Source organism: Sphingobacterium alimentarium (genome assembly GCF_004342685.1).
GTDB classification, from domain to species: domain Bacteria; phylum Bacteroidota; class Bacteroidia; order Sphingobacteriales; family Sphingobacteriaceae; genus Sphingobacterium; species Sphingobacterium alimentarium.
Genome location: NZ_SMBZ01000054.1, coordinates 1 through 21867 on the forward strand (window position 1 = coordinate 1; position 21867 = coordinate 21867).

Below are 21867 nucleotides of genomic sequence, written 5' to 3' on the forward strand. Positions count from 1 at the left end.
GCTGTACTTATCTTTTTTTTAACCCCCTTCGTTTCCGACGGGACTGCAAAGGTAGAAACTTTATTTTAAACCGCAAATTTTATTTGAAGTTTTTTTTCTTTTGTTTTAACTGATTTCGCAGCTTAAACCGTATCTAACTCTGTATTTCATGGCTCCGAAGAACCGCTGCTCCCTTGCGGAGTGGTGCAAAGATAGGCAACATTACCTATTGCTTCCAAGCTTTACACAGATATATTTTTATATTATCACTTAACTCGTTGGAATAGCGGGGGATAAAATTGTTTTTAAAGAGGTAATTATAAAAAAGGGGGGCAATGTGATATTACCCCCTAGCTAGAAAATTAAATAACACCTATTTCCAACCTCCACCGAGGGATTTATACAATACGATTTGATTTAATAAGTTATCTTTCATAATATCAACTTCAGAAATCTGCGCCTGGATAACACCTTTCTGAGCTGTGATAATATCTAAGTAACTTACTCTACCTGCAATAAACAATTCCTCAGCAGCAACAATTGATGCTTCCAACGATGCCACTTGCTCTACGATAAAGCGCTTGCGCTCATCTATTATTTTGTGAGTCTCTACGCCCAGGCTTACTTCATTGACAGCATTTAATACCTTTTTCTCATATTCTACGAACGCTATGCCGTATTGACTTTTCATTCTTTCGTATTGTGATTTTAATTCTCGCTGATTCAAAATGGGCATAGTCAGTCCACCCATAAGACCATAGGCTACCGACTTATCCACATGAAACAATTTGTCAAAACTAAAAGATTGCAAACCCAAGTAAGGGCTAATAGCCACCGCAGGTAAAAAGGATAAACGAGATGCATCTAACTCCGCAAAATTGCTTTTCATATCCAGCGCCGCTTGACGGATGTCCACACGATTATTAAGCAATTGATCAAATGATCCAACTTCTAGGGTTGAAAACAACTCTTTGCTTAATAAGGTGTGTGCCGATCGCTGAATGGGCTGGTACACCCTCCCTAACAGCTGATTGATCTGATGCTCATTCTTAATAATTTCTTGAACGGCCCAAGCGCGACTTGCACGGGATTCTGCCAATATGGACTTAAATTGCTGTACCGCCAATTCGTTTGCCCTACCCGCTTCCTTCTGCGCTTGCACAATTTCCAGCGCTCTTTCGTGAAGTTTTATATTTTGCTCATAGACTTCTATCTTTTTATCCAGAGCCAGCAGATCATAGTAAGCAGAGGATATACTACTTATTAATTCTGTCTCTACCAATCGTTTCACTTCATACTGTGCTAGATAGTCAAAATATGCCGATTCACGACGCTTACGAAGCTTACCCCACAGATCCAATTCCCAGGACGAGCGCACGCCTACAAAATAATCTGGGATGAAAGGTTCGGGAAGTTTTTCATCCGCAGTCAGGTTTTCCGAAAAATTAGAATCATAGTTACCAATCCCAGATTCTGTATAATGTCCATACTTTCTAATACCACCTTCTACCGCAGCATCCATCGATGGCAACAAAGCCGCTTTGCGTTGTTTGAAGTTGGCTTGTGCAAGCTCTATTCGAAAGATAGCCTGCTGCAGATCTTGATTATTCGCTAAAGCAATGTCAATGAGCTGAATAAGGTTGGTGTCGGAAAATACATCCTTCCAGGGGATAGTTCCCACTGATAGAGAATCTTTCAATATAGCTGTGGCTACTTCCGGCAAATCCTCTTTCAGTTGATGTTGCTCCATCTTTTTAGGCACCGAACAAGACGAAATCACAAGCATACCCAATACAAGGACTGATAAGGTTTGGTTTAATTTGACTTTCGGTTTTCTCGACACGAGCACCACTAATCCAGGAATGATGATGACACCAATTACAGTACCTATAACCATCCCACCTACCGATGCAGTACCGATTGTTTGATTACCAATTGCGCCAGCACCTGTAGCCAACATCAATGGAATCAAACCAGCAGCAAAAGCAAATGAAGTCATCAGAATCGGACGCAAACGTGCCACTGCTCCTTCGATGGAAGCAGTAACCACATCCATACCCTGCTTGCGCTTTAAGTTAGCATACTCTACGATTAGAATCGCATTCTTCCCCAACAATCCAATGAGCATGACAAGAGCTACCTGGGCATAGATATTATTTTCTAATCCTAATACTTTTAGGAATAAGAATGCTCCAAAAAGTCCTGCTGGTAGACATAATATAACAGGCAATGGCAATAGAAAACTTTCGTACTGTGCTGCTAGCAATAAATACACGAACACCAAACACAATAAGAAAATATATGCAGCCTGATTTCCCGATATTTTTTGCTCTCGTGTCATACCTGACCATTCAATCTCATACCCTTGCGGAAGTGATTCGGCGATTTTTTCCACCGCCTCAATAGCTTGGCCCGAACTATAACCTTCGGCAGCCTGACCTGTAATCATTGCCGAATTAAACATATTGTAACGCGTGATTTGCTCCGGACCATACACTCTTTTCATGGTCAAGAATGAAGAATATGGCACCATCTCGCCATCTGCTGTCTTCACATACAAAGCCAAAACATCCTCTGGCCTCTGACGTGTAAAGGCATCAGACTGCACCATCACCTTATACATCTGACCATAGCGAATAAAATTGGTCGCATATTGACTACCCAGCAATGTTTGCAAGGTGTTCATGGCATTTTCTACTGAGACTCCTTTTTTAGCAGCCAAATCATAGTCAATTTCTAACATATACTGCGGAAAACCCACATCAAATGTTGTACTCGCAGATTCCACCACCTCATCTTTTTCCAATGCCTTGAGAAAATCGTTTACCACTAAAGATGTCTGATTTAAGTCTTCATTACCACTTTTGTCCAATAATCTCATCTCGAAACCGGAAGAGTTACCAAATCCTGGAACCGTCGGTGGCGGAAAGAATTCTATAGTCGCATCCGCAATATGGGCAGTTTTCTCGCGTAATATAGCCATGATATCATCTACAGATTCGGGCCGATCATCCCATGCTTTAAGATTGATCATTCCCATACCATAAGATGCGCCCGATACTTCAGTCAATATACTATATCCCGCCAGGGTCGATACGGTTTCCACCACATCCATCTCACGAGCAATAGCGTCTACCTCATCAAGCACAGCTTCTGTACGATCCACTGTTGCACCTGGAGGAGTCGTTACGGCTACATATACCATTCCCTGATCTTCAGTAGGAATAAATCCTCCTGGAACAATTGACATCGTCCCGTAAGTTGCTATAAAAAGGACTATCAAAGCAGCCACAGTCACTATTCTGCGTCCCACTATACGAGAAAGTAGATTTTTATATTTTCCAGCTATTTTTTCATAATAATAGTTGAAACCTTTGAAAAACTTGCTGATTAACCCTTTGCTTTCTTTAGCATCGTGTGGAGATTTTAAGATTAACGCACACAATGAAGGTGTCAAAGTCAAGGCATTGATACCCGAAATGACGATTGATGCCGCCAAAGTCAAAGAGAACTGACGGTAGAATACGCCAACTGGTCCTGAAAGAAAAGCTACTGGAACGAATACCGCCGACATCACCAACGTAATGGCAATCACCGCTGTTCCTACTTCTTTCATCGCTGCCAGAGTGGCTTCCAAAGGTTGCATATGCTCCTCTTCCATCTTCGCATAAACGGCCTCCACCACAACGATCCCATTATCTACGACTATTCCAATAGCCAACACCAATGCAAACAAGGTTAACAAGTTGATTGAGAATCCCATAATCTGCATAAAGAACAATGCGCCAATGAGACATACGGGTACGGCTAAAATCGGGATGATGGTCGCTCGAAAGTTTTGCAGGAAGACATACACAACGATAAACACCAATAAGAAAGCTTCCAACAAGGTAAACATCACCTTAGAGATAGACGCGTCCAGAAACCGCGACACATCGTACCCCATTGTATAGGTCATTCCGGGAGGAAAAGTTGTAGACTTCAACTCTTCCATACGTTCCTTTACACGCTGGATTACTTCCTGCGCATTCGATCCGGGCAACTGCTTAAGCATGATGGACGCCGAGGGCTGTCCATCGGTTTTTGAAACCATCTCATAATCTAAGGATCCAAATTCTACCTCTGCCACGTCTTTCACCCTAATAATAGAACCATCAGCATTAGCGCGAATGGGGATATTTGCGTATTCTTCAGCTTCCGTAAATTTACCCGGATACCGCAGCACATATTGCTGCATATTACGCGCTTTATCAGATGATATACCGGTCTGTCCTGGTGCCGCTTCAATGTTCTGTCTTCGCAAAGCTTCTACCAATTCTTCTGTAGATATCGAATAGGCCGATAGCCGATTCGGCTTCACCCAGATACGCATAGCGTAATCTTTGGCTCCCATAATCTGCGCAAAACCTACACCTTCAATACGTTTTAATTCTTTCAGAATATTGATGTCGGTGAAATTGTATATGAATCGTTCATCCGCAGTTTTGTCGTCAGTGAACAAGTTCAGATACATTAACATCGAGTTTACTTCCTTCTCTGTTGTAACCCCTGCTTTGATTACCTCTTCGGGCAATTCATCCAAAACTGTTGTCACCCTATTCTGCACATTCACCGCAGCAATGTCCGGGTCTACCCCTACTTTAAAAAATACCTGAATCAATGTCGTACCATTGTTGGTCGAAACGGTATTCATGGAGGTCATACCGGCAACACCGTTGATGGCACGTTCCAGAGGAATAGCTACTGCATTCGTACTTACTTCAGCATTCGCTCCCGTATAGTTCGCTGTTACGACTACAGATGGAGGAACGATATCAGGAAATTGGGTGATAGGCAAAGTAAATAAAGCCAGCAGTCCCAGTAGGGTAATGAAAATGGATATGACCAGCGATAAGACGGGCCTACGAATATATGTCTCAAACATCTATTTCATCCCTCCTTGACTTGTTGTAATAGGTTTTGGTTGTATCTGCATTCCATCTCTTAGCGCATGCACTCCCTCATATACCACTTTCGTATTAGGTTCTAAACCATCTTCCACAACATAATAATGTCCCACACGCTGACCATTCTCAAAGGGTTGCATCTTTATAGTATTATCACTGTTAACGACATACACATAGGCTTTATCCTGGATTTCTAAAACGGATTTCTGATGAACAAACGTCAAATTTCCAGTATTGCTCGGTACAGCAATACGTCCAGAAGCCCCATGTTTCAACAACCCTTTTGGATTGTCAAATCTTGCTCGCATAGAAATCGACCCCGTGCTTGTTTCGAATTCGCTCTCTACCAATTCTGCTATTCCACCGTATGGATATAGCTCTCCGTTGGCCAGAATTAATTTAACATCTTGTTTGAAAGTGTTTTTGTCAAAAGTGGGACTAGTCGCTATTTGCAGATACTCCGATTCGGAAATATTGAAATACACATTAACCCTATCCAAATCCGAGATCTTCGTAATAAGCGCCCCCTCATTCAATAATGAACCTTCCTTCAAAATAATACGATCTATCCGACCATCAAATGGAGCGCGTATCAGTGTATAATTTAATTTTGTTCGTGCTTGGTTTACGATAGCTTCACCTTCTTGCACTTTAGATTGTGCTGCTCTCAATTGTACATCAAGAAGTTCAGCTTCTGTACTGCTTACGATTTTTTTCTCTACAAGCTTCTTTGTGCGCTCTATTTCAAGTTCAACTTTTTTCACTTCCGCCCGAGCACTATTCAATGCGGCCTGAGCCTGCGCATAATCAGCCTTATATTCTTCATCATTCAAAGCAAATAATATTTGACCTTTGCGCACATAGGCACCTTCGTCTATGTATATTTTATTCAGGAAACCCGAAAGCCGCGAACGGAGTTCTACATTGCGTTGAGATTGTATATCCGCTATATACTCTTTGTAAATAACCGTATCCATCTGGACTAGATTCGTAATAGGCACGATCTTAATCTCTTCTTTTACTTCTTTCTCTGATGCATTAATACAGGATGCAAAAAGAAACGCACACCCCACTACAGGATGCCAATAACGTATGTGTTTCATAGTTAATAAATGATTTTCAAAAAAATATTAATAAGGAAAATAGACTACATAGGAGATGTAGCCTCTAGAAAAAGTCTGTAGGAAACTTAGAATAAGCGGTATCTATACAGGAAAGTATAGTAACCCGGTAGGATCAAGCGCTTGAGGTAATAAATAAGATGCTTGACTTTATCATTGGCAGCATACACCCTGCGCAATAACCAGGTAAAATAAAAGACCAAAGGAATAACCCCAAGTGCCAAAACCATTATGCGATAATCATCGAACATAATTTCGGGCACCCGTTCTTCGCCATCTTGGTGCTCAAGATTAAGCATATCTTCCAACACGACTTCGATGAGGGTCTCTCCTGCTGCCATGGGCTGAAAATGGAAGGAATTGCAATACTTCACCTCAAAACAAAGTATGTTGAGATAACTGATTAATGCAATAAAATGTACCATTCGCCACATATCCGCAAAGATAAACACTAAAGGTTGCTATAAGTAAAAACATTGTAAAAAAGCTGTGATATCGGGCTAATATTTTTATTGTAATTAACTATTTGTAGAAAGTCTGGGATTTTGTTTTGCAATAGTCTATAATATTCCTACTTTTGTTATTTAGAATTAATTTAAATAAAATTAACGTTTTAATACAACATGAAAAAATCATTTCTCTTCTCGCTTTTATTAGCGACCTCACTATATGCTAATGCTCAGGACAACACCCTCCTTTCTGGTGATTTTTGGAAAGGAAAACCAACAATAGAAGCTATTAAAGGCGAAATTGCTAAAGGAAATAATCCTGCAGAACAAAATGCAGGCTTCCACGATCCCGTAACAATGGCTATCAACAATCGGATTTCCAATGATGTAATTAAATATTTGATCGAGCAAGAAGGGAATGACGTAAATAAAAAAACACACCACAGCAGAACCTATCTTCAATGGGCAGCGGCTGCTGGCAATTTAGAATTAGTGCAATACCTGATTGACAAGGGTTCGGATGTGCATTATAAAGATAGCCACGGCGATGCTGTCATAGCTTATGCGGCGGGCTCTAATAAGAACTTAGCGGTATACGATGCGCTTTTTGCAAAAGGAATCGACCCTAAAGCGAAATATGAGGATGGAAAAAACCTAATCATGTATGCTATTGCAGGAGATACGGATCTGAAAGTTACCGATTACTTCGTAGCTAAAGGTATTGCTATTAGCGACAAAGACAATCATGGACGTACGGTAGCAGATTATGCTGCAAGATTTGGCAATCTCGAAATCATCGAAAAATTAGTAGCAAGAGGTGTCAAACCTACTGATCAAGCGTTATTTTTTGCGACACAAGGATCCCGTCAGAAACAAAACGGATTGGAAGTATATCAACAATTGATAGAGAAATACCAACTCAATCCAACAGCAACGAATCCAGAAGGTGAAACCTTATTGCATATTTTGGTACGCAGACCTAATAAAGAGGTACTGGACTTTTTCTTAAATCAAGGCATTGACATCGCTAAAGCAGACAACAATGGCAATACCATTCTGATGAATGCAGCCGCTGCTCGTGATGCTTCATTGATCGAATCATTATTAGCAAAAAGCAGTAACATCAACGCAAAGAATGAAAATGGCGAAACAGCCTTATTAAAAGCTATTGCCTCAGGATCGGCTGACGTTGCAGATTTATTGATCAAGAAAGGTGCTCAAGTTGATGTCGTGGACAACAATGGCAATAACCTGGCTTACTACTGGTTTAACTCCTTTCGTCCTGCTGCTCAAGAGGATTTCACGAATAAATTAGAGGTTTTGAAAACTGCTGGAGTTAATGTAACAGCTCCTCAAGCCAATGGTAGTTCTCTATTCCACTTGGCCGTAGAGAAGCAAAATGTGGAATTAATAGATAAAGCAGTAGCATTAGGTGCAGACATCAATGCACAAGATGAAGAAGGCAACACGGCACTACACAAAGCAGCCTTAATCGCCAAAGACGATTCTATTTTGAAAAAATTGATAAGCTTAGGTGCTAAAAAAGATTTAAAGACGGAATTCGAGGAGACTGCTTTCGATCTAGCGAAAGAAAATGAATTCTTAGCCAACAACAACGTATCTATTGACTTTTTGAAATAACAATAAATTATAATGAAATATTCAATTAAATTTTTCGTGTTTGCGCTATTCGCGGTATTTTTCACCCAGCAAGCAGTTGCGCAGACCATCAAATACAAATGCATGATCCAAATGCAAAACTATTCGGGTAAGGAAGCCTACGTTATTATTTCTTTGATTAATTCAAAAGGACAGTATGAAAAAACTTTAGGCGTATTAGGACCTGACCAAGAATGGTACAATACCTTGAAAGAATGGGATAAATTCAGAACAAAAAAGAAAGAAAAGTTAAATGCAATTACGGGCGCTTCAATAGCGGGAGGGGCACGTGCCACTCGTGTCATCGAATTTGACACTGCAAAATTGAATAAAGGCTACACCTTACGCTTCGAATCCGCTGTGGAAACACAAGACTACCATGTGAAAGATGCTGAAGTGACTCTTTCTTCGGCAGCGTTGGATGACAAGGCGGGTATCAAAGGCAAAGGTTATATACGTCAAGTACGATTTATAAAAGTTCAATAAATATATGACGCTATCGATTTGGAGATATGCGCATTTACTGCTAGCGATAGTATCTTCTGTATTTTTGCTGATCCTTTCCGTCACGGGTGTGATATTAGCCTTTGACGCTATTCATGAAAAAACTCCACGCTATAGCGTAGACAATTTTGAAAATATTACGCTCGCGCAAAGCCTTCCTGCTTTGCGTGATGCGTATTTTGAAATATTACATGTCACGGTAGACCACAATGACTTCGTCCTTATCGAGGCCATGGACGAAGATGGCAACACCATACAGGCGTACATCGATCCGCTCACCGGAGAAAAGCTGGGCGACGTAGTACCCAAATCGCAGTTTATCCAATGGACTACTGCCTTACACAGATCCTTATTTCTCAAAGAAACTGGCCGTACCATCGTAGGCGTAGTGTCCTTTCTGCTGATGCTCATTACCATCAGCGGCTTGATTCTGATTATCAAACGCCAACAGGGGATAAAGCATTTTTTTGATAAAATCAATAAAGACTTCTTTTCACAATACTTTCATGTGGTCACTGGCCGCTGGTTGCTGATTCCTGTCTTGATGATTGCCCTCACTGGAACAGCTATTTTCTTAATTAGATTGGACTTTTTCAAGTCCGAAAATACCGAAATCGATCACCAACCTATTTCGGAGGACGATGTCTCCATAGCGCTCCAAGATATTGTCTTTTTCAAAAACACAAAACTTGCCGATGTCAATAAAATAGAGTTCCCATTTATACCCGATGATCCCGAAGAGCCCTTTATTATCACACTGAACGATCGATCTGTATCGATTAATCAGGTAAATGGCGATTTGATGCAGGAAACCAAATTTCCATACTCCGCTGTCTTGGAAAAATTGAATATCGACTTGCATACGGGACGCACCAATATCATATGGGCAATTATCTTAGGATTAGCTTCGCTGAATATTGTGTTTTTCATCTACACCGGATTTGTCATTACATTCAAGCGTACCCGCACGAAGATTAGAAACAAATATAAAGCGGCTCAAGCGGAAATTGTGATTTTAGTAGGTTCGGAAAATGGTTCTACCCTATTCTTCGCTAATCAAATTCATAAGCAATTGCTAGCGGATGGGAAACGTTCATTCTTGGCAGAAATTAACCAATACCAATCCTTTCCCGCCGCACAACAGCTATTAATCTTTACCTCGACCTATGGGCTGGGAGACCCGCCGAGTAACGCCAGCAAATTTGAAAGTTTGCTCCATAAATTCACGCAACAGCAAGCGATATCATACAGTATTATAGGTTTCGGATCAAGAGCTTACGCAGACTTTTGTGCATATGCGCAGCACGTGGAACAACTTTTAAGCACGCAGCCTTGGGCAAAAAAATTGCTGGATACACATTATGTAAATGATCGATCGACCAATGATTTTGTAGAATGGGCAAGTGACTGGAGTGCAAAATCTCTCCATGCCGTAGCTACCGCACCAGCAGTATACAACAGCAAAGTGCCGGATTTAAGAAAATTCAAAGTAGTATCAAAAACTCTCGTTTCTGACGACAATAGCACCTTTAAGATTATTCTAAAGCCCGTCAAAAGTGTGAAATTTGATTCGGGAGATTTACTTGCTATATATCCAGCAAAGGACAATCGTGAGCGATTTTATTCAATAGGTCGTCAAGGTAAAAACGTACAACTTATTGTAAAACTTTTTCCTACTGGATTGGGTTCAAGTTATTTGTATACACTAGAACCCAATCAGGTCATTGACGCGCGTCTCATGGCCAACCCAAATTTTCATCTTCCGAAGTTGACCTCAAAAGTGGCTTTGATATCCAATGGAACCGGTATTGCACCATTTCTTGGTATGGTCACGAATAATAAAAACCTTACGGAAATTCATCTATATGCCGGTTTTAGGAAAAATAACGAGCTTATAGATTCTTATAAAAAATTTGCCAAGGAGTACCAAGAATTAAAGCAATTGACGCGTTTTGAATTGGCATTTTCGAGAGAGCATAATAAAGCCTATGTTATGGATTTGATCTTGAGGGATTATTTCTTTTTCGCTAACTTACTGCAAGAAGGTGGTGTCATCATGATATGTGGTGCATTAAAAATGCAAAAAGACGTGGAGCGAACACTGAATGAAATCACAACAAATCATCATGGTAAATCCTTACAACACTATATAGACAATAATCAAATTTTGACAGATTGTTACTAGCAAGATTCTATAAAATGAATGGTATACGCTTAGCATTTTACATGTTAAGCGTATGCTTAATATGCACACCATCCCTATTTGCCCAATCAGACATTCAACTGGAACGAGACACCATTTTAATGGGGTCTAAATTCCAGATAACAATAGTTACCCCAGATAGTGCGCTAGGAAATCTACAGATCGATCAGGCAATCGCCGAAATAATACGAATAGAAAATCTGATCTCGGAATGGCGTTCGCATACGCAAGTATCGGAAATTAACCGACAAGCGGGAAAACAAGCCGTAAAAGTGGATAAAGAGCTTTTTGATCTTACCAAACGCGCCATTGCATATTCCCAAATGACCAACGGAGCATTCGATATCAGCATCGCAGCGATGGACAAAATATGGGTATTTGATGGCACAATGACCGAAAAACCTACCGAACAAGCTATTCAAAAATCCATTACCAATGTCGGGTATCAGCATATTATTCTCGAAAGCGTGGCATCTACGATCTTTCTAGCCAGAGAAGGAATGAAAATAGGATTCGGATCTATTGGTAAAGGCTATGCTGCAGACAAAGGACGTGAACTATTACAGGCCCAAGGTGTGAAAGGAGGCATAGTCAATGCATCAGGAGATATTGCCCTCTGGGGAACACAGCCCAATAGAAAACCGTGGCGAATCGGTATCAACAATCCATTCAAAAGACACGGCATAGCTAAGATATTAAAACTGAAAGAAGCAGCTATCGCTACCTCCGGCAGTTATGAAAAATATGCTGAAATTGATAATATACGATATTCGCATATCATCAATCCAACAACTGGATATCCAGCAACAGGCCTTACCAGTGTTACTGTATACGGACCCTCCACAGAATTTGCTAATGCATTAAGTACTTCTATCATGGTACTTGGTCTTCACGAAGGGAAAAAACTAATCAAACGCTTTCCTCACTACAAAATTATCATGATTACGGACAAAGGAAAAATCATTAAACGGTAACTCTGCTTTCCTTTTTATTCGCAGTAAAATCATTTCTCAAAAAGTAATATTATTGATATAATTGTGTGTAAATCTAAAATAGAATAGATTTCTGCATGGCACATCGTATATACGTATATAATATTGATACCGATACGAAAGAAATGTTTCCTTTCGAATTAGCAGAGTGGAATTATAATATTCCACCATTGATGGTACTCCTTTTCAGTCATAATATCAGATCCAAAGGGGTGTACTTGTATGCCAATAAGGAGGAAGGGATTCTCAATCTACTAAGGTTTTACGATTTGCTCGGAGAGATCTATCAACTTCAGTATAAAAAGGTTTTCCATGAACCGGTCAATCATATGGTCAGTTTTTTAGAAAATCTACCTTATGACACATTCAAAATTGACGCGACAGATGTGTTCAACATGAATGAAGATAAACACAGCCAACAAGCAAAAGAGTGGGTTTTAGAAATCCAGGAACAAACAGAATGGTTTGAGCAAGCTATACGTGAGCAGAATTTGGCACCTTTGCAATCATTTCTCGAAACCTTTTTTTACTCTTCATTTTTGCAAGTCTTACAAACCGATTGGATCAATTACGGACTGGGATATTGGAATGATGAAGCCTTCAAAAACGATTATGTCCTATATTTTAAAGAAGGCAATCTGCATGGTTTCACCGATGCCAAAGGCAATATATTGGCTCCTGCCATTTATCAAGATATTTATCAGTTTGTGGATAATGTTGCTGCCGAAACAAAAGACAACAAATCGGGAGACATCAATACAAAAGGTAAAATTATCATCCCCCTCCAATACGATGAGGCTTATGATGTGTTTACCATATATTACGGCGAACAAGTGGATTACAAATTTCAACATGAAACAAACGTAGCCATAGTCGGTCAGGACAATCGATACGGCTTGACAGTGATTCCTGACCATGAATTGATTATCCCTATTGAATACGATGAGCTAGAATGGTTGACTCATAATCTTTTCAATGCAAAAAAAGGAGACAATTATTACCTCATCAATCACCGAAATGAACTTCTCATTTCCTCACTTAGCGATTCCCCTTTCCGCTATGAAAATCATTTTTTGCTTTTCACTAAACTCCAAGGAAGTTCCAAATGCAAAATATTCAACCTTGACGGTGTTTATTTGGGAGATTATAACCCCAAAAAGATAGAAGAGTTACCACATCGACATTATTATCTCGGCCCTAGTAAATGGCAGGGTAAAGCAGCACTATTAAAACCTGATGGCGCACTGCTGCAAACAGAAGTTGACCGTGTACTGAAGGAAGGTAATTACGATACGATAGCTTATCAAAAAAATAAAATCTGGCACTTTTATAACCTACTTGAACAAAAGGAAATAGTACTAGATGCCGATGTCATCAAAATTGTAGATAGCAAAATCCACTATTTTATCAAAAACACCTACCTTTTGCAGACAGCGCAAGGGCTTGGATTATTTGACGCCATGCGTAATATTTAGTTAGTGTGCGCATGCTCAGACTCAAGAAATCGTAGCTATCAACGAGAATTTCTTCGGGTAAAGACGAACGAAAATTCTCGCTATTATGATGTGAAAGCCCATGCCCTCAGCGAACCTTATGATTACGTTACAAAATCTTTTAATGATTCCGATTGTCTCTTATTATTCCAACATCTGTCTATATACAAGCTACAAAGTGACGGCAATATTGTGCCGCTGACCAACCATGAAATAGGTAATCTTTATAAAAACAGATACAATTTCTTTGACAAAGACCTCAAATTCTTTAATGACTTTTATACAAAGTGGAAGACTGCATTGGGCATGGAGTATTTTCAGTTTTTCGATGATGAAACCCTGTACGAACTAGCGTCCGATCTCTGTCAAGCAGACAAAATAGATCAAGCTATCCCTATCCTACAATTAGGCAAAGCGCATCAACATCCGTATATGATCAGCAAATTGGCCTCTATCTATGCTGAAAAAGACCTACCGCAACACTATAATATAGAGGAGGCGTTGCACCTATACGAGCTGGCAGGTGAATTGGGCGATGCGGGTGCATGAAATGACCTTGGATGTCTCTTACAAAATGCGGAAGACTGTGAAAGAGACATGACTAAAGCTCTGTTAGTGTTTCAAAAAGCAGGTGAAATGGGCTGTTGGCTGGGATGGACCAACCTGGGGGATTTATATTATTATGGAGAGCATGTCCCCAAGGACTATGACAAAGCCCTCGAATATTACCTCAAGACTAGGTCTGGAAGAATAAACAGCGAGGATAAATTGGCGGAAATATATTTTGAAAAACAAGAATACAACAAGGTTTTACCTGTGTTGAAACAAGATTATGAAGAAAGATTTGCGCCAATATATTACGGGATAATGTACGAAATGGGCTTGGGTGTAAAAGTCAACAATAAAAAAGCCATTCACTATTACGAAAAAGCCATGCTGATCAATAATTATCCAACGGCTGTGCAACAGTTACTAGTGTATTATCGCAAAGATTCGGAATACGCCAATGAAGAACGGTTTAATTATTGGCTGCAATATGCGGAGGAAAATGAAATTGAAATAGACCGTATTGCTTTAGGACTCGAAGAGCCTAAAAAAGATTCTTTCTTTAATAGGCTATTCAAACCATAGACGATTTCCTCACGGGGGTGAGGAGTCGTAATGATTTTAGCTATGATCCGCTACGGCCAGTGAAAACTTCACTGCTTTTTGAGGATATTTTTCAGCGCTTTTAGCACTAGTGTTGCTAACTACTTTTTTGACACTGATACGGTCTCCTAGTTTGAAATAGTATTTCGCTAATTTGTAATCCAATAATAAAGGACCACAAAAATAATTTCCATCAGCGTCTTGTTCTATGACTCCTTGGTATAAACCTTCACGTGTTTCTCTTGCCATTTGTTATTATATTTTGGGACAAAGGTACAAAGAAATAGACCATTATTTTAATTTATCTATTTGCTCCACCTCTTTCACCTCATCATCGAAGAGTATCCGCACCGACGGAGTATAGGTATCTTCATACTGTTTGGTCTTGTTTGCCCAGAAGAAAGCACCTAAAAATATCAAGGCGATCAAAACACTGAAACCAATAAGTAGAAATATGATGTTCATTTTATAAAATTAAAAAGTAAAAATTAAAAACAGATCGCTCACTACGTTCGAAATGACGTTTATATCAATCCTCTTTTCTTACCATACCAGCGTGTCATTAAGCTGGTGAATGAAATAATTGTCACCGTACTAATCGGCATCAATATGGCTGCAAAAAGTGGTGACATCGTTCCTTGAATCGCAAAGCTTATACCGATAAGGTTGTACATCAACGAAATGATAAAACTCATTTTAATGACTTTCACCGCATCTTTACTAAAGGTAAAGAATGCAGGAATCTTATCAAAGGATTCCCCATCTAAAATAGCATCACATCCCGGTGAAAAATTATTTATATCGTCCGAAACCGCAATTCCTAAGTCTGCCTTGCGCAGTGCTCCAGCATCATTTAATCCATCGCCCAACATGCATACTTTGTGATTACCGGATTGCCATTGCTCAATTCGCTGAAGCTTATCCGAAGGATTTTGGTTGAACAATAAAGATGCTTCGTAAGGAAAAATAAGTTTCAAGGCGTCTGCCCGACGCTCATTATCTCCCGATATTAGATGCAACGTGTAAGCCTTATTTTTCAATGCCTGTACGACTTCGGTTAGGCCCAGGCGCCACGACTGTTCTAAGGTAAAAACACCTTTTATTTCGTTGTTGATACTAACATACACAGCTGTGCCGTCTACCTTTTTGTGCCCCCCGACAAAACTTGCACTACCCACAGCCACCGCATAATCTTTGTAGGTTGCAGATTGGCCTTTACCCACCGACTCCTTATAATTGGACACAGGCAGCAATTGACATTCGCCGAGCCATTTTAGTATTTCTCTGCTCAAGGGATGATTGGAATTTCGACATACAGAGTAGAGCATATCTTTTTCCAACTTGCTCAATTCACCTTCGAAAAACAGTGCCGCTACATTGGGTGAAGTAATAGTCCCTGTCTTATCAAAAACTACTGTATCAATGGAAGCCATTTGTTCGATAGCCGCCGTATTCTTGATATAAAATTTATTTCGGTCAAAAATACTCAATGCCGCCGATAGCGTGAATGGAGAACTCAAAGCCAGAGCACAAGGGCAAGCTATGATTAACACCGCCGTAAAAGCTGCCCAAGCTTTGTCCGCTTGTCCATTTACCATCCAAAAGACGAGAGCGGTCAGGGCAATGCTCACCAATGCTATCGTAAAATATTTGCTGATGTACTCGACGAACGTATCAAATTTCTTTTCGTAAGATTTGAATGAGTCATTATTCCATAATCGTGTCAGATAACTTTGCGATACAGCTTTGACCACTTCCAATTCGATAGCTTCGCCTATTTGGCGACCTCCTGCGTAAACTACTTCACCCAGCACTTTAGCAATAGGCTTGCTTTCTCCCGTTACAAAACTAAAGTCCAAGGAAGCATTCCCTTTTAGTAGAATGGCATCGGCAGGAATAATTTCATTATTACGAATCAATATGCGATCACCGATTTTTAAATCTGCGATTTGTCGCGGCTGCTCTTTCTGTTCCTCAAGGACAGTGACAGCTACCGGAAAATAGGAACGGTAATCTCTTTCGAAAGAAATATGATAATAGGTACGTTGCTGCACCCATTTGCCGATAAGGATAAAAAACACCAAACTACACAGCGTGTCCATAAACCCCGGTCCGGTCTGTGAGATAATCTCAAAAGCCGAACGTAGGAACAGCACCAAAATCCCCAAAGCCAAGGGTACATCGAGGTTCAGACGCTTCTGCCGCAGGCTATACCAAGCCGATTTAAAATAGTCTGATGCACTGTACAGCAAAACGGGGATACCGAAAGCCATATTCATATAGCCAAAGAAATTTGCATATTCACGCTCAAAAGCACCCATCCCAAAGTAATCAGGAAAACTAATCATCATCGAGTTTCCGAAGCAAAAACCTGCTACAGTAATCTTAGCTATTAGATTATTATGGTTTATCTTTTTACCTTCTTTGACGACATCTTGCAAAGTAATTTTAGGCTCGTAACCGATATTTTGTAGGAGTTCCACGAGAGCCCGCAAAGACAATACTTCGTGATTAAAAGTTATGCTGGCCTGCTTTTTCATGAAATCCACTTTAGAAGACTTCACAGCAGGGCTAAGTTTATATAAATTTTCTAACAACCATATACAAGAGCTGCAATGTATAGGTGGAATGTAGAACGTAATAATGGTAATATCTTTATCTTGGTAATCCACCAATTTGGATATGATATTGGGCTCTTCCAGATAAGATAAATCCTGTTTGTGCGATTTCTGCGATTTGCCAGGATGGCTGTTGTAGCGGTAATAGCTTTGCAGATTGTTTTCGTTCAATATTTGGTACACGGTCTGGCAACCCAAACAGCAAAATGTATGCTGCTCCAAAATGTAAGGTGTGTCCTCTACCTTGTCCCCACAGTGATAACAATTCGTTGCTATTTTTAGCTTTGCATCCGTCGCCATATTCCCCTTTTAAATCGCTTGACTAAATAAATTCTCTCGCTCTTTGCTTCTTTGTAAACGTTCATCAAAAGTCATACACACATTGCGTAGGAAAGATTTACCGATGACAGTGATGGTAATATTTAGACCGTTAATTACGACAAGTCCATCTTCTTGCAAAGGCTGTAACCTTGGTAATATTCGCTCATTCAGCGTACTTGTAGGCTGAAGATTTACCACACCTCGACACATCATATCCAATATGTACTGCCGTATCAATACATCTTCTTGATCTAGCAAATGTCCTTTGAATACGGGAAGTTTACCTTCTAGGACGAGTTTATGATATTCTTCAACAGTTTTTACATTCTGGGCGAATGCCGTCCAAGCATCCGATATCGAGGACACTCCCAATCCTATCATCAAAGGCGTGTAACGATCTGCATATCCCATAAAATTTCGGTGCAGCGTACCATTTTCATTTGCTAAGAAAAGAGCATCTTCGCGCTTCGCAAAATGATCCATGCCAACATCTTCATATCCAGCTTCTTGAATCATAGTTTTACCCAGCTTATATAGGTTTAGCTTTTCTTCACCCACCGGCAGGTCCATCTCTGTAAATCTTCTTTGACCTGGCCTGAGCCATGGCACATGGGCATAGCTATAAAAGGAAATACGATCTGGAGACATAGCCAAAGATGCCTCAATGGTCATTTTTACGGATTCCGTAGTTTGCAGCGGCAAACCATATATCAAATCAAAATTGATAGAATCATAGCCTATAGCTCGCGCTTGGGCCATGACACGTGAAACATCCTCTATCGTTTGATGTCTATTGATTACAAACTGTACGCGCTCGTCAAAATCTTGGATCCCCAGACTCAGTCTTTTGAATCCCAAATCCGCTAATGTCTGCAAATGCTCTCGCGTTGTATTCGCCGGATGAGCTTCAAAAGAAAAACTCGCATCTGCAGTTTTGCGATTGCCTTGTAAAATGCCCGAAATCAAGCGCTGCAGATTCTCTGGTTGAAAAAATGTCGGTGTGCCACCGCCCAAATGTATTTCTTGGATGAGCAAGCTTTCTTCACCAAGTAGCTGACGATACATTTCCCACTCTTTTAGTAGCGAGTCAATGTATGGTTCTTCCACTTTGTGATTCTTAGTAATACGTGTATTACATCCGCAATAAGTACATAAGTTCTCACAATAGGGCAAGTGAATATAGATACTCAAACCTTGTGCTTTGCTTTGATTATAGCGTGCTATTACGTTGTTTTTCCACTCTGATTCACTGAAATCTTCATTTTCCCAAAAAGGAACAGTGGGATACGAAGTATAACGAGGAGCAGCTACATTATATTTGGAGATTAGTGATTTATGATCCATGACATACAGATTAGAGAAGTGATTCTTTCTTTTGAGCACATTTAAAAGCACAATGACAAGCCTGACCCAGACATTGGTTATTGATCCAACTGTTTAGGTTGGCTATAGTTTGATGGGCTATACTTTGTGGAGTTTCGTCATTCAGCGGGGTGTTGGCAATATGCAACCCCAATTGCCCCGCATATAATAAGTCAATATGATCTAAGGTGACTGATCGCGTAATGATTTTTTTAACCCCTATCTGTTGCAACGCATCCAATAAATGACGATCTAAGTTATCACCTGCCGAAACAATAACAACTTCTTTACCTTCGGCATAGCGAATGGTTTCCAGATTCAAAGGATTTGAAATGAGGGTCAAATCATGCACTTTAGCATTAGCTTTGGCCAATGTTTCCTTTTCAAACTCTTGAATATTATAGGCAACTACTCTCATCAATTTGGACTTTATTACTGATTCAAAAGTAGGATGAAAGGCCACGTTTATGAATGTAGGCTGTCAACTTAATATGTGATTTGTATCACATATTAAAACAAGTAAGGATTCCCGAATAGGAATCCTTACGATTATTACTTTATATTTTTAAGCTTTTTACTGGAGTAAATTATTTACAGATTTATATTTTTATACCGCTATATATTCAAATGTATTGGGCTAATTGAATAATTTACTTATTTCTGCTTTTACCACATGATTCCCTGGAAAGCTTGAAAATTTATTAACCATACGCCCCTCTTTACTATATAGTAAATACGAAGGAATATAATCAAAATCGAATTGATTCATTATGTATTCCCACTGCTCATCAGTCAGATAATAATGATTATGTCCTATACCTTTGATTTTTTCTTCCCAAAGTTTTTTTGGCGAAGATCTATTCGTAATATATACAAATGCAATATCCTTCCCCTGGAAATCTCCCTTAACAGTATTAAACTGTTTCATTGCATGCAAACATGGACCACACCAAGTCGCCCAAAGGTCTATAAAAACAACTTTATTTTTATAGGCTGAGAGAATATTATGCATGACTTCTTCTTTGGGAACCAAAGAAATATCATTAACAACTGTCGGAGATTTTAACTTTTCATATGCAATAACATTTTCATTTTTACGGAAAAGAATCTTTACAATTTCTCCATCTTTCCAATAATTAGCTATATTTTCTTTTTGCATTGCGCTTAATGATCGAGATTCTTCTTTTAACTGTCTACTATAAGCATTTGCAACCAAAATGTCATAATATTGACCTTCGTCAAATCCTACCAAATTACTCAAAATACCTTTCACTTCGTTTAACCAGGAAGGAATATCACGTTCTCCGATGGTTGGTATTGCCAAAATCTCATTTTTAAGAATAGAATCTTGAAATTCAGAGAATGAATAAATCATTAAGTATTGCGAATCGCTGAGATCGAAGTTTTTCAAAAAGCGAAAATGCGACCGATCAATTTTTTGGATGTCTGGGATATTAACTTTATCACGAGTTGCTTTACGATAGTTAATTTTCATCTGAGCCTCATAAGCGAAAACATGTCGTGTATATAAAAACAACTGATAATCCTTAGCTATAAAATCCTTAAATTCCTCAGACAATAAATTATCATTATCTACGAATAACTCCAATCTTCTAGAAAAATTCTTTTTAACAATACTCTGAAATTCATCAATACTCTTATTATACAAATGTGGGTATTCCAAATTGGGGTCGGTAGGTATATAACTTGCCATTTTATTAAATATTTCCACACTCTGCATCATGTCATATTTATTCATTGCAGGTATTATCTCTACATTTTTTAGAGCATTACCCGAATCATAGGTTATTTCAATATGAGCAGAATCATTATTTATGGCTTTAATTCTAAACACTTTGTAAGGGTCCAAATTCGTTTTTAGCCCCACTAAAGAAGTCTCAGTTTCTATATCTATTTCTTGTGAGAATATCCGTGATTGATCCAAGAGTATTTCATATTCAACATTTTCTCCAGTAATAGGATGTGAAACATAGATAGTCACAGTAATACTATCCTTTATAACACTGTGAGGTAAATTAATTTTTCCAGATATCTTTGATGTTCCAGCAACTATACTTGTTGCATATTCCTTCTGTATATCACTAGAAGGAGTACACGATATGATCAAAAGGAAAATGCTTAAAAAATAAATTTGTTGTTTAATCATGCTAAAAATAAATAGTCAAGCCTTAAAAAGCTATTTTTGATCTGATTATCCAATTTAATCTGCAACAATAGAGTTGGGTAAACAGGTTTTGAATAAATACAAAAAATGATGGTTTCCATTTATTCATCATCCGCTTGAAATTGAAAGCTGCTGCCGCTAGCATAATATTGAGGTTGTCGCCAATAATCCCTTTGTAAAAGTTTCTTCCCAATCGATGGTCGGTTTTTAAATGTCCAATTACGGGTTCTATTGCAGCTCTTTTTCGGTGCGCTTCTTTAAGCTTTTTCTGTTGGTACTTGGTTTGTTTTTTGTCATTGAATGGTTTGGGGATCTGAACTTGCGTGACCCCAATCTGGGTATTCCCCCGGTAACCCCGATCCACACTTACAGTTTTGGGTTCCTTCCCTATCATTCTGTTAACTTGCTCTAATGCTGGTTTTAATGTATGTCCATCAAACTCATTTCGAAACCCCATTGCACCAACAATTACACCGGTATTTTGCGTCTTTACGATGGAGACTTTATTTCCGAACTCATATTTCTTATGCTCTTTACCTTTGGAAATGCAGAGTACATCTGGCTCATGTAGCGAGTATATTTTATGCTTACTTCCCCTGGTCTGAGTTAGAACCTGTTTGAAAAATAGAATTGTTTTTTGATGGATCGAATCTGGTGATAAATTCCGTTCCAGTTCGCGAACCAATCGACCGGCAATGGTTTTTACTTTCTTATCAGCTTTTCTGGCTTTTGATTTATTTCTTGGGTGATTGCGAAATCGCTGATCTACACTTAGTTTTTTAAGTATCCTTGTGTAACTTTGACGGATGGGCAATTGTTCATCTTGAACAATTTTCAGCGTCTTTTTTATGATCTTTTTATGCAACTTACTATCCGTGGGAAAAGT

17 protein-coding genes are annotated in these 21867 nt (G+C 39.3%); 7 read left to right on the forward strand and 10 right to left on the reverse strand.

Annotated features, from left to right (window positions below; all coding sequences use genetic code 11):
- Nucleotides 1-352: 352 nt before the first annotated feature.
- The 3 genes from EDC17_RS14795 to EDC17_RS14805 all read right to left on the reverse strand — a co-directional run bounded on the left by EDC17_RS14795 (nt 353) and on the right by EDC17_RS14805 (nt 6387).
- Complete coding sequence (locus tag EDC17_RS14795) at nt 353-4903, reverse strand: efflux RND transporter permease subunit (RefSeq protein WP_132778817.1); 4551 nt, start codon at nt 4901-4903, stop codon at nt 353-355.
- Nucleotides 4904-6028 carry an efflux RND transporter periplasmic adaptor subunit gene (locus EDC17_RS14800; RefSeq protein WP_132778818.1) on the reverse strand — a complete coding sequence of 375 codons (1125 nt, stop codon included), beginning with the start codon at nt 6026-6028 and terminating at the stop codon, nt 4904-4906.
- Nucleotides 6029-6114: 86 nt separating this feature from the next.
- Complete coding sequence (locus tag EDC17_RS14805) at nt 6115-6387, reverse strand: hypothetical protein (RefSeq protein WP_132778819.1); 273 nt, start codon at nt 6385-6387, stop codon at nt 6115-6117.
- 282 nt (nt 6388-6669) lie between these two features.
- Here EDC17_RS14805 and EDC17_RS14810 point away from each other — a divergent pair, with 282 nt between their 5' ends.
- The 7 genes from EDC17_RS14810 (at nt 6670) to EDC17_RS14840 (ending at nt 14477) form a co-directional block, all read left to right on the forward strand.
- Entirely contained in the window at nt 6670-8136 is a 1467-nt protein-coding gene (locus EDC17_RS14810) for an ankyrin repeat domain-containing protein (protein WP_132778820.1), read from the forward strand.
- A 12-nt stretch (nt 8137-8148) separates the two neighbouring features.
- Nucleotides 8149-8640, forward strand: coding sequence for a DUF2271 domain-containing protein (locus EDC17_RS14815; RefSeq protein ID WP_132778821.1), 492 nt, complete (start codon nt 8149-8151; stop codon nt 8638-8640).
- 4 nt (nt 8641-8644) lie between these two features.
- The gene (locus EDC17_RS14820; RefSeq protein WP_132778822.1) at nt 8645-10843 is read left to right on the forward strand and encodes a PepSY domain-containing protein; all 2199 of its coding nucleotides are present in this window, start codon (nt 8645-8647) and stop codon (nt 10841-10843) included.
- Nucleotides 10844-10962: 119 nt separating this feature from the next.
- Entirely contained in the window at nt 10963-11835 is an 873-nt protein-coding gene (locus tag EDC17_RS14825; protein ID WP_243646173.1) for an FAD:protein FMN transferase, read from the forward strand.
- Nucleotides 11836-11930: 95 nt separating this feature from the next.
- Entirely contained in the window at nt 11931-13328 is a 1398-nt protein-coding gene (locus EDC17_RS14830; protein WP_132778824.1) for a WG repeat-containing protein, read from the forward strand.
- Nucleotides 13329-13418: 90 nt separating this feature from the next.
- Entirely contained in the window at nt 13419-13895 is a 477-nt protein-coding gene (locus tag EDC17_RS14835) for a hypothetical protein (RefSeq protein ID WP_132778825.1), read from the forward strand.
- 48 nt (nt 13896-13943) lie between these two features.
- Nucleotides 13944-14477, forward strand: coding sequence for a tetratricopeptide repeat protein (locus EDC17_RS14840; protein ID WP_132778826.1), 534 nt, complete (start codon nt 13944-13946; stop codon nt 14475-14477).
- A gap of 36 nt (nt 14478-14513) precedes the next feature.
- Here the strand turns inward: EDC17_RS14840 and EDC17_RS14845 are convergent, their stop codons facing one another.
- The 7 genes from EDC17_RS14845 to EDC17_RS14875 all read right to left on the reverse strand — a co-directional run.
- Nucleotides 14514-14744 carry a hypothetical protein gene (locus tag EDC17_RS14845; RefSeq protein WP_132778827.1) on the reverse strand — a complete coding sequence of 77 codons (231 nt, stop codon included), beginning with the start codon at nt 14742-14744 and terminating at the stop codon, nt 14514-14516.
- Between the two features lie 42 nt (nt 14745-14786).
- Complete coding sequence (ccoS, locus tag EDC17_RS14850) at nt 14787-14960, reverse strand: cbb3-type cytochrome oxidase assembly protein CcoS (protein WP_132778828.1); 174 nt, start codon at nt 14958-14960, stop codon at nt 14787-14789.
- 59 nt (nt 14961-15019) lie between these two features.
- A complete protein-coding gene (locus tag EDC17_RS14855; RefSeq protein WP_132778829.1) occupies nt 15020-17413 on the reverse strand; it encodes a heavy metal translocating P-type ATPase in 2394 nt (797 codons plus the stop codon).
- A 9-nt stretch (nt 17414-17422) separates the two neighbouring features.
- Entirely contained in the window at nt 17423-18778 is a 1356-nt protein-coding gene (hemN, locus tag EDC17_RS14860; RefSeq protein ID WP_132778830.1) for an oxygen-independent coproporphyrinogen III oxidase, read from the reverse strand.
- Nucleotides 18779-18788: 10 nt separating this feature from the next.
- The gene (locus EDC17_RS14865; RefSeq protein ID WP_132778831.1) at nt 18789-19214 is read right to left on the reverse strand and encodes a Rossmann-fold NAD(P)-binding domain-containing protein; all 426 of its coding nucleotides are present in this window, start codon (nt 19212-19214) and stop codon (nt 18789-18791) included.
- 219 nt (nt 19215-19433) lie between these two features.
- The gene (locus EDC17_RS14870; protein ID WP_132778832.1) at nt 19434-20963 is read right to left on the reverse strand and encodes a TlpA family protein disulfide reductase; all 1530 of its coding nucleotides are present in this window, start codon (nt 20961-20963) and stop codon (nt 19434-19436) included.
- Between the two features lie 22 nt (nt 20964-20985).
- Nucleotides 20986-21867, reverse strand: an 882-nt coding sequence (locus EDC17_RS14875) for a transposase (protein WP_132778833.1), incomplete at its 5' end; no start/stop codon positions are given.

Coding starts and splice junctions, on each gene's coding strand:
- EDC17_RS14795 (WP_132778817.1), bottom strand. CDS start 4,903: ATGTTTGAGACATATATTCGTAGGCCCGTCTTATCGCTGGTCATATCC.
- EDC17_RS14800 (WP_132778818.1), bottom strand. CDS start 6,028: ATGAAACACATACGTTATTGGCATCCTGTAGTGGGGTGTGCGTTTCTT.
- EDC17_RS14805 (WP_132778819.1), bottom strand. CDS start 6,387: ATGGCAGCAGGAGAGACCCTCATCGAAGTCGTGTTGGAAGATATGCTT.
- EDC17_RS14810 (WP_132778820.1), top strand. CDS start 6,670: ATGAAAAAATCATTTCTCTTCTCGCTTTTATTAGCGACCTCACTATAT.
- EDC17_RS14815 (WP_132778821.1), top strand. CDS start 8,149: ATGAAATATTCAATTAAATTTTTCGTGTTTGCGCTATTCGCGGTATTT.
- EDC17_RS14820 (WP_132778822.1), top strand. CDS start 8,645: ATGACGCTATCGATTTGGAGATATGCGCATTTACTGCTAGCGATAGTA.
- EDC17_RS14825 (WP_243646173.1), top strand. CDS start 10,963: ATGGGGTCTAAATTCCAGATAACAATAGTTACCCCAGATAGTGCGCTA.
- EDC17_RS14830 (WP_132778824.1), top strand. CDS start 11,931: ATGGCACATCGTATATACGTATATAATATTGATACCGATACGAAAGAA.
- EDC17_RS14840 (WP_132778826.1), top strand. CDS start 13,944: ATGACTAAAGCTCTGTTAGTGTTTCAAAAAGCAGGTGAAATGGGCTGT.
- EDC17_RS14845 (WP_132778827.1), bottom strand. CDS start 14,744: ATGGCAAGAGAAACACGTGAAGGTTTATACCAAGGAGTCATAGAACAA.
- ccoS (WP_132778828.1), bottom strand. CDS start 14,960: ATGAACATCATATTTCTACTTATTGGTTTCAGTGTTTTGATCGCCTTG.
- EDC17_RS14855 (WP_132778829.1), bottom strand. CDS start 17,413: ATGGCGACGGATGCAAAGCTAAAAATAGCAACGAATTGTTATCACTGT.
- hemN (WP_132778830.1), bottom strand. CDS start 18,778: ATGGATCATAAATCACTAATCTCCAAATATAATGTAGCTGCTCCTCGT.
- EDC17_RS14865 (WP_132778831.1), bottom strand. CDS start 19,214: ATGAGAGTAGTTGCCTATAATATTCAAGAGTTTGAAAAGGAAACATTG.
- EDC17_RS14870 (WP_132778832.1), bottom strand. CDS start 20,963: ATGATTAAACAACAAATTTATTTTTTAAGCATTTTCCTTTTGATCATA.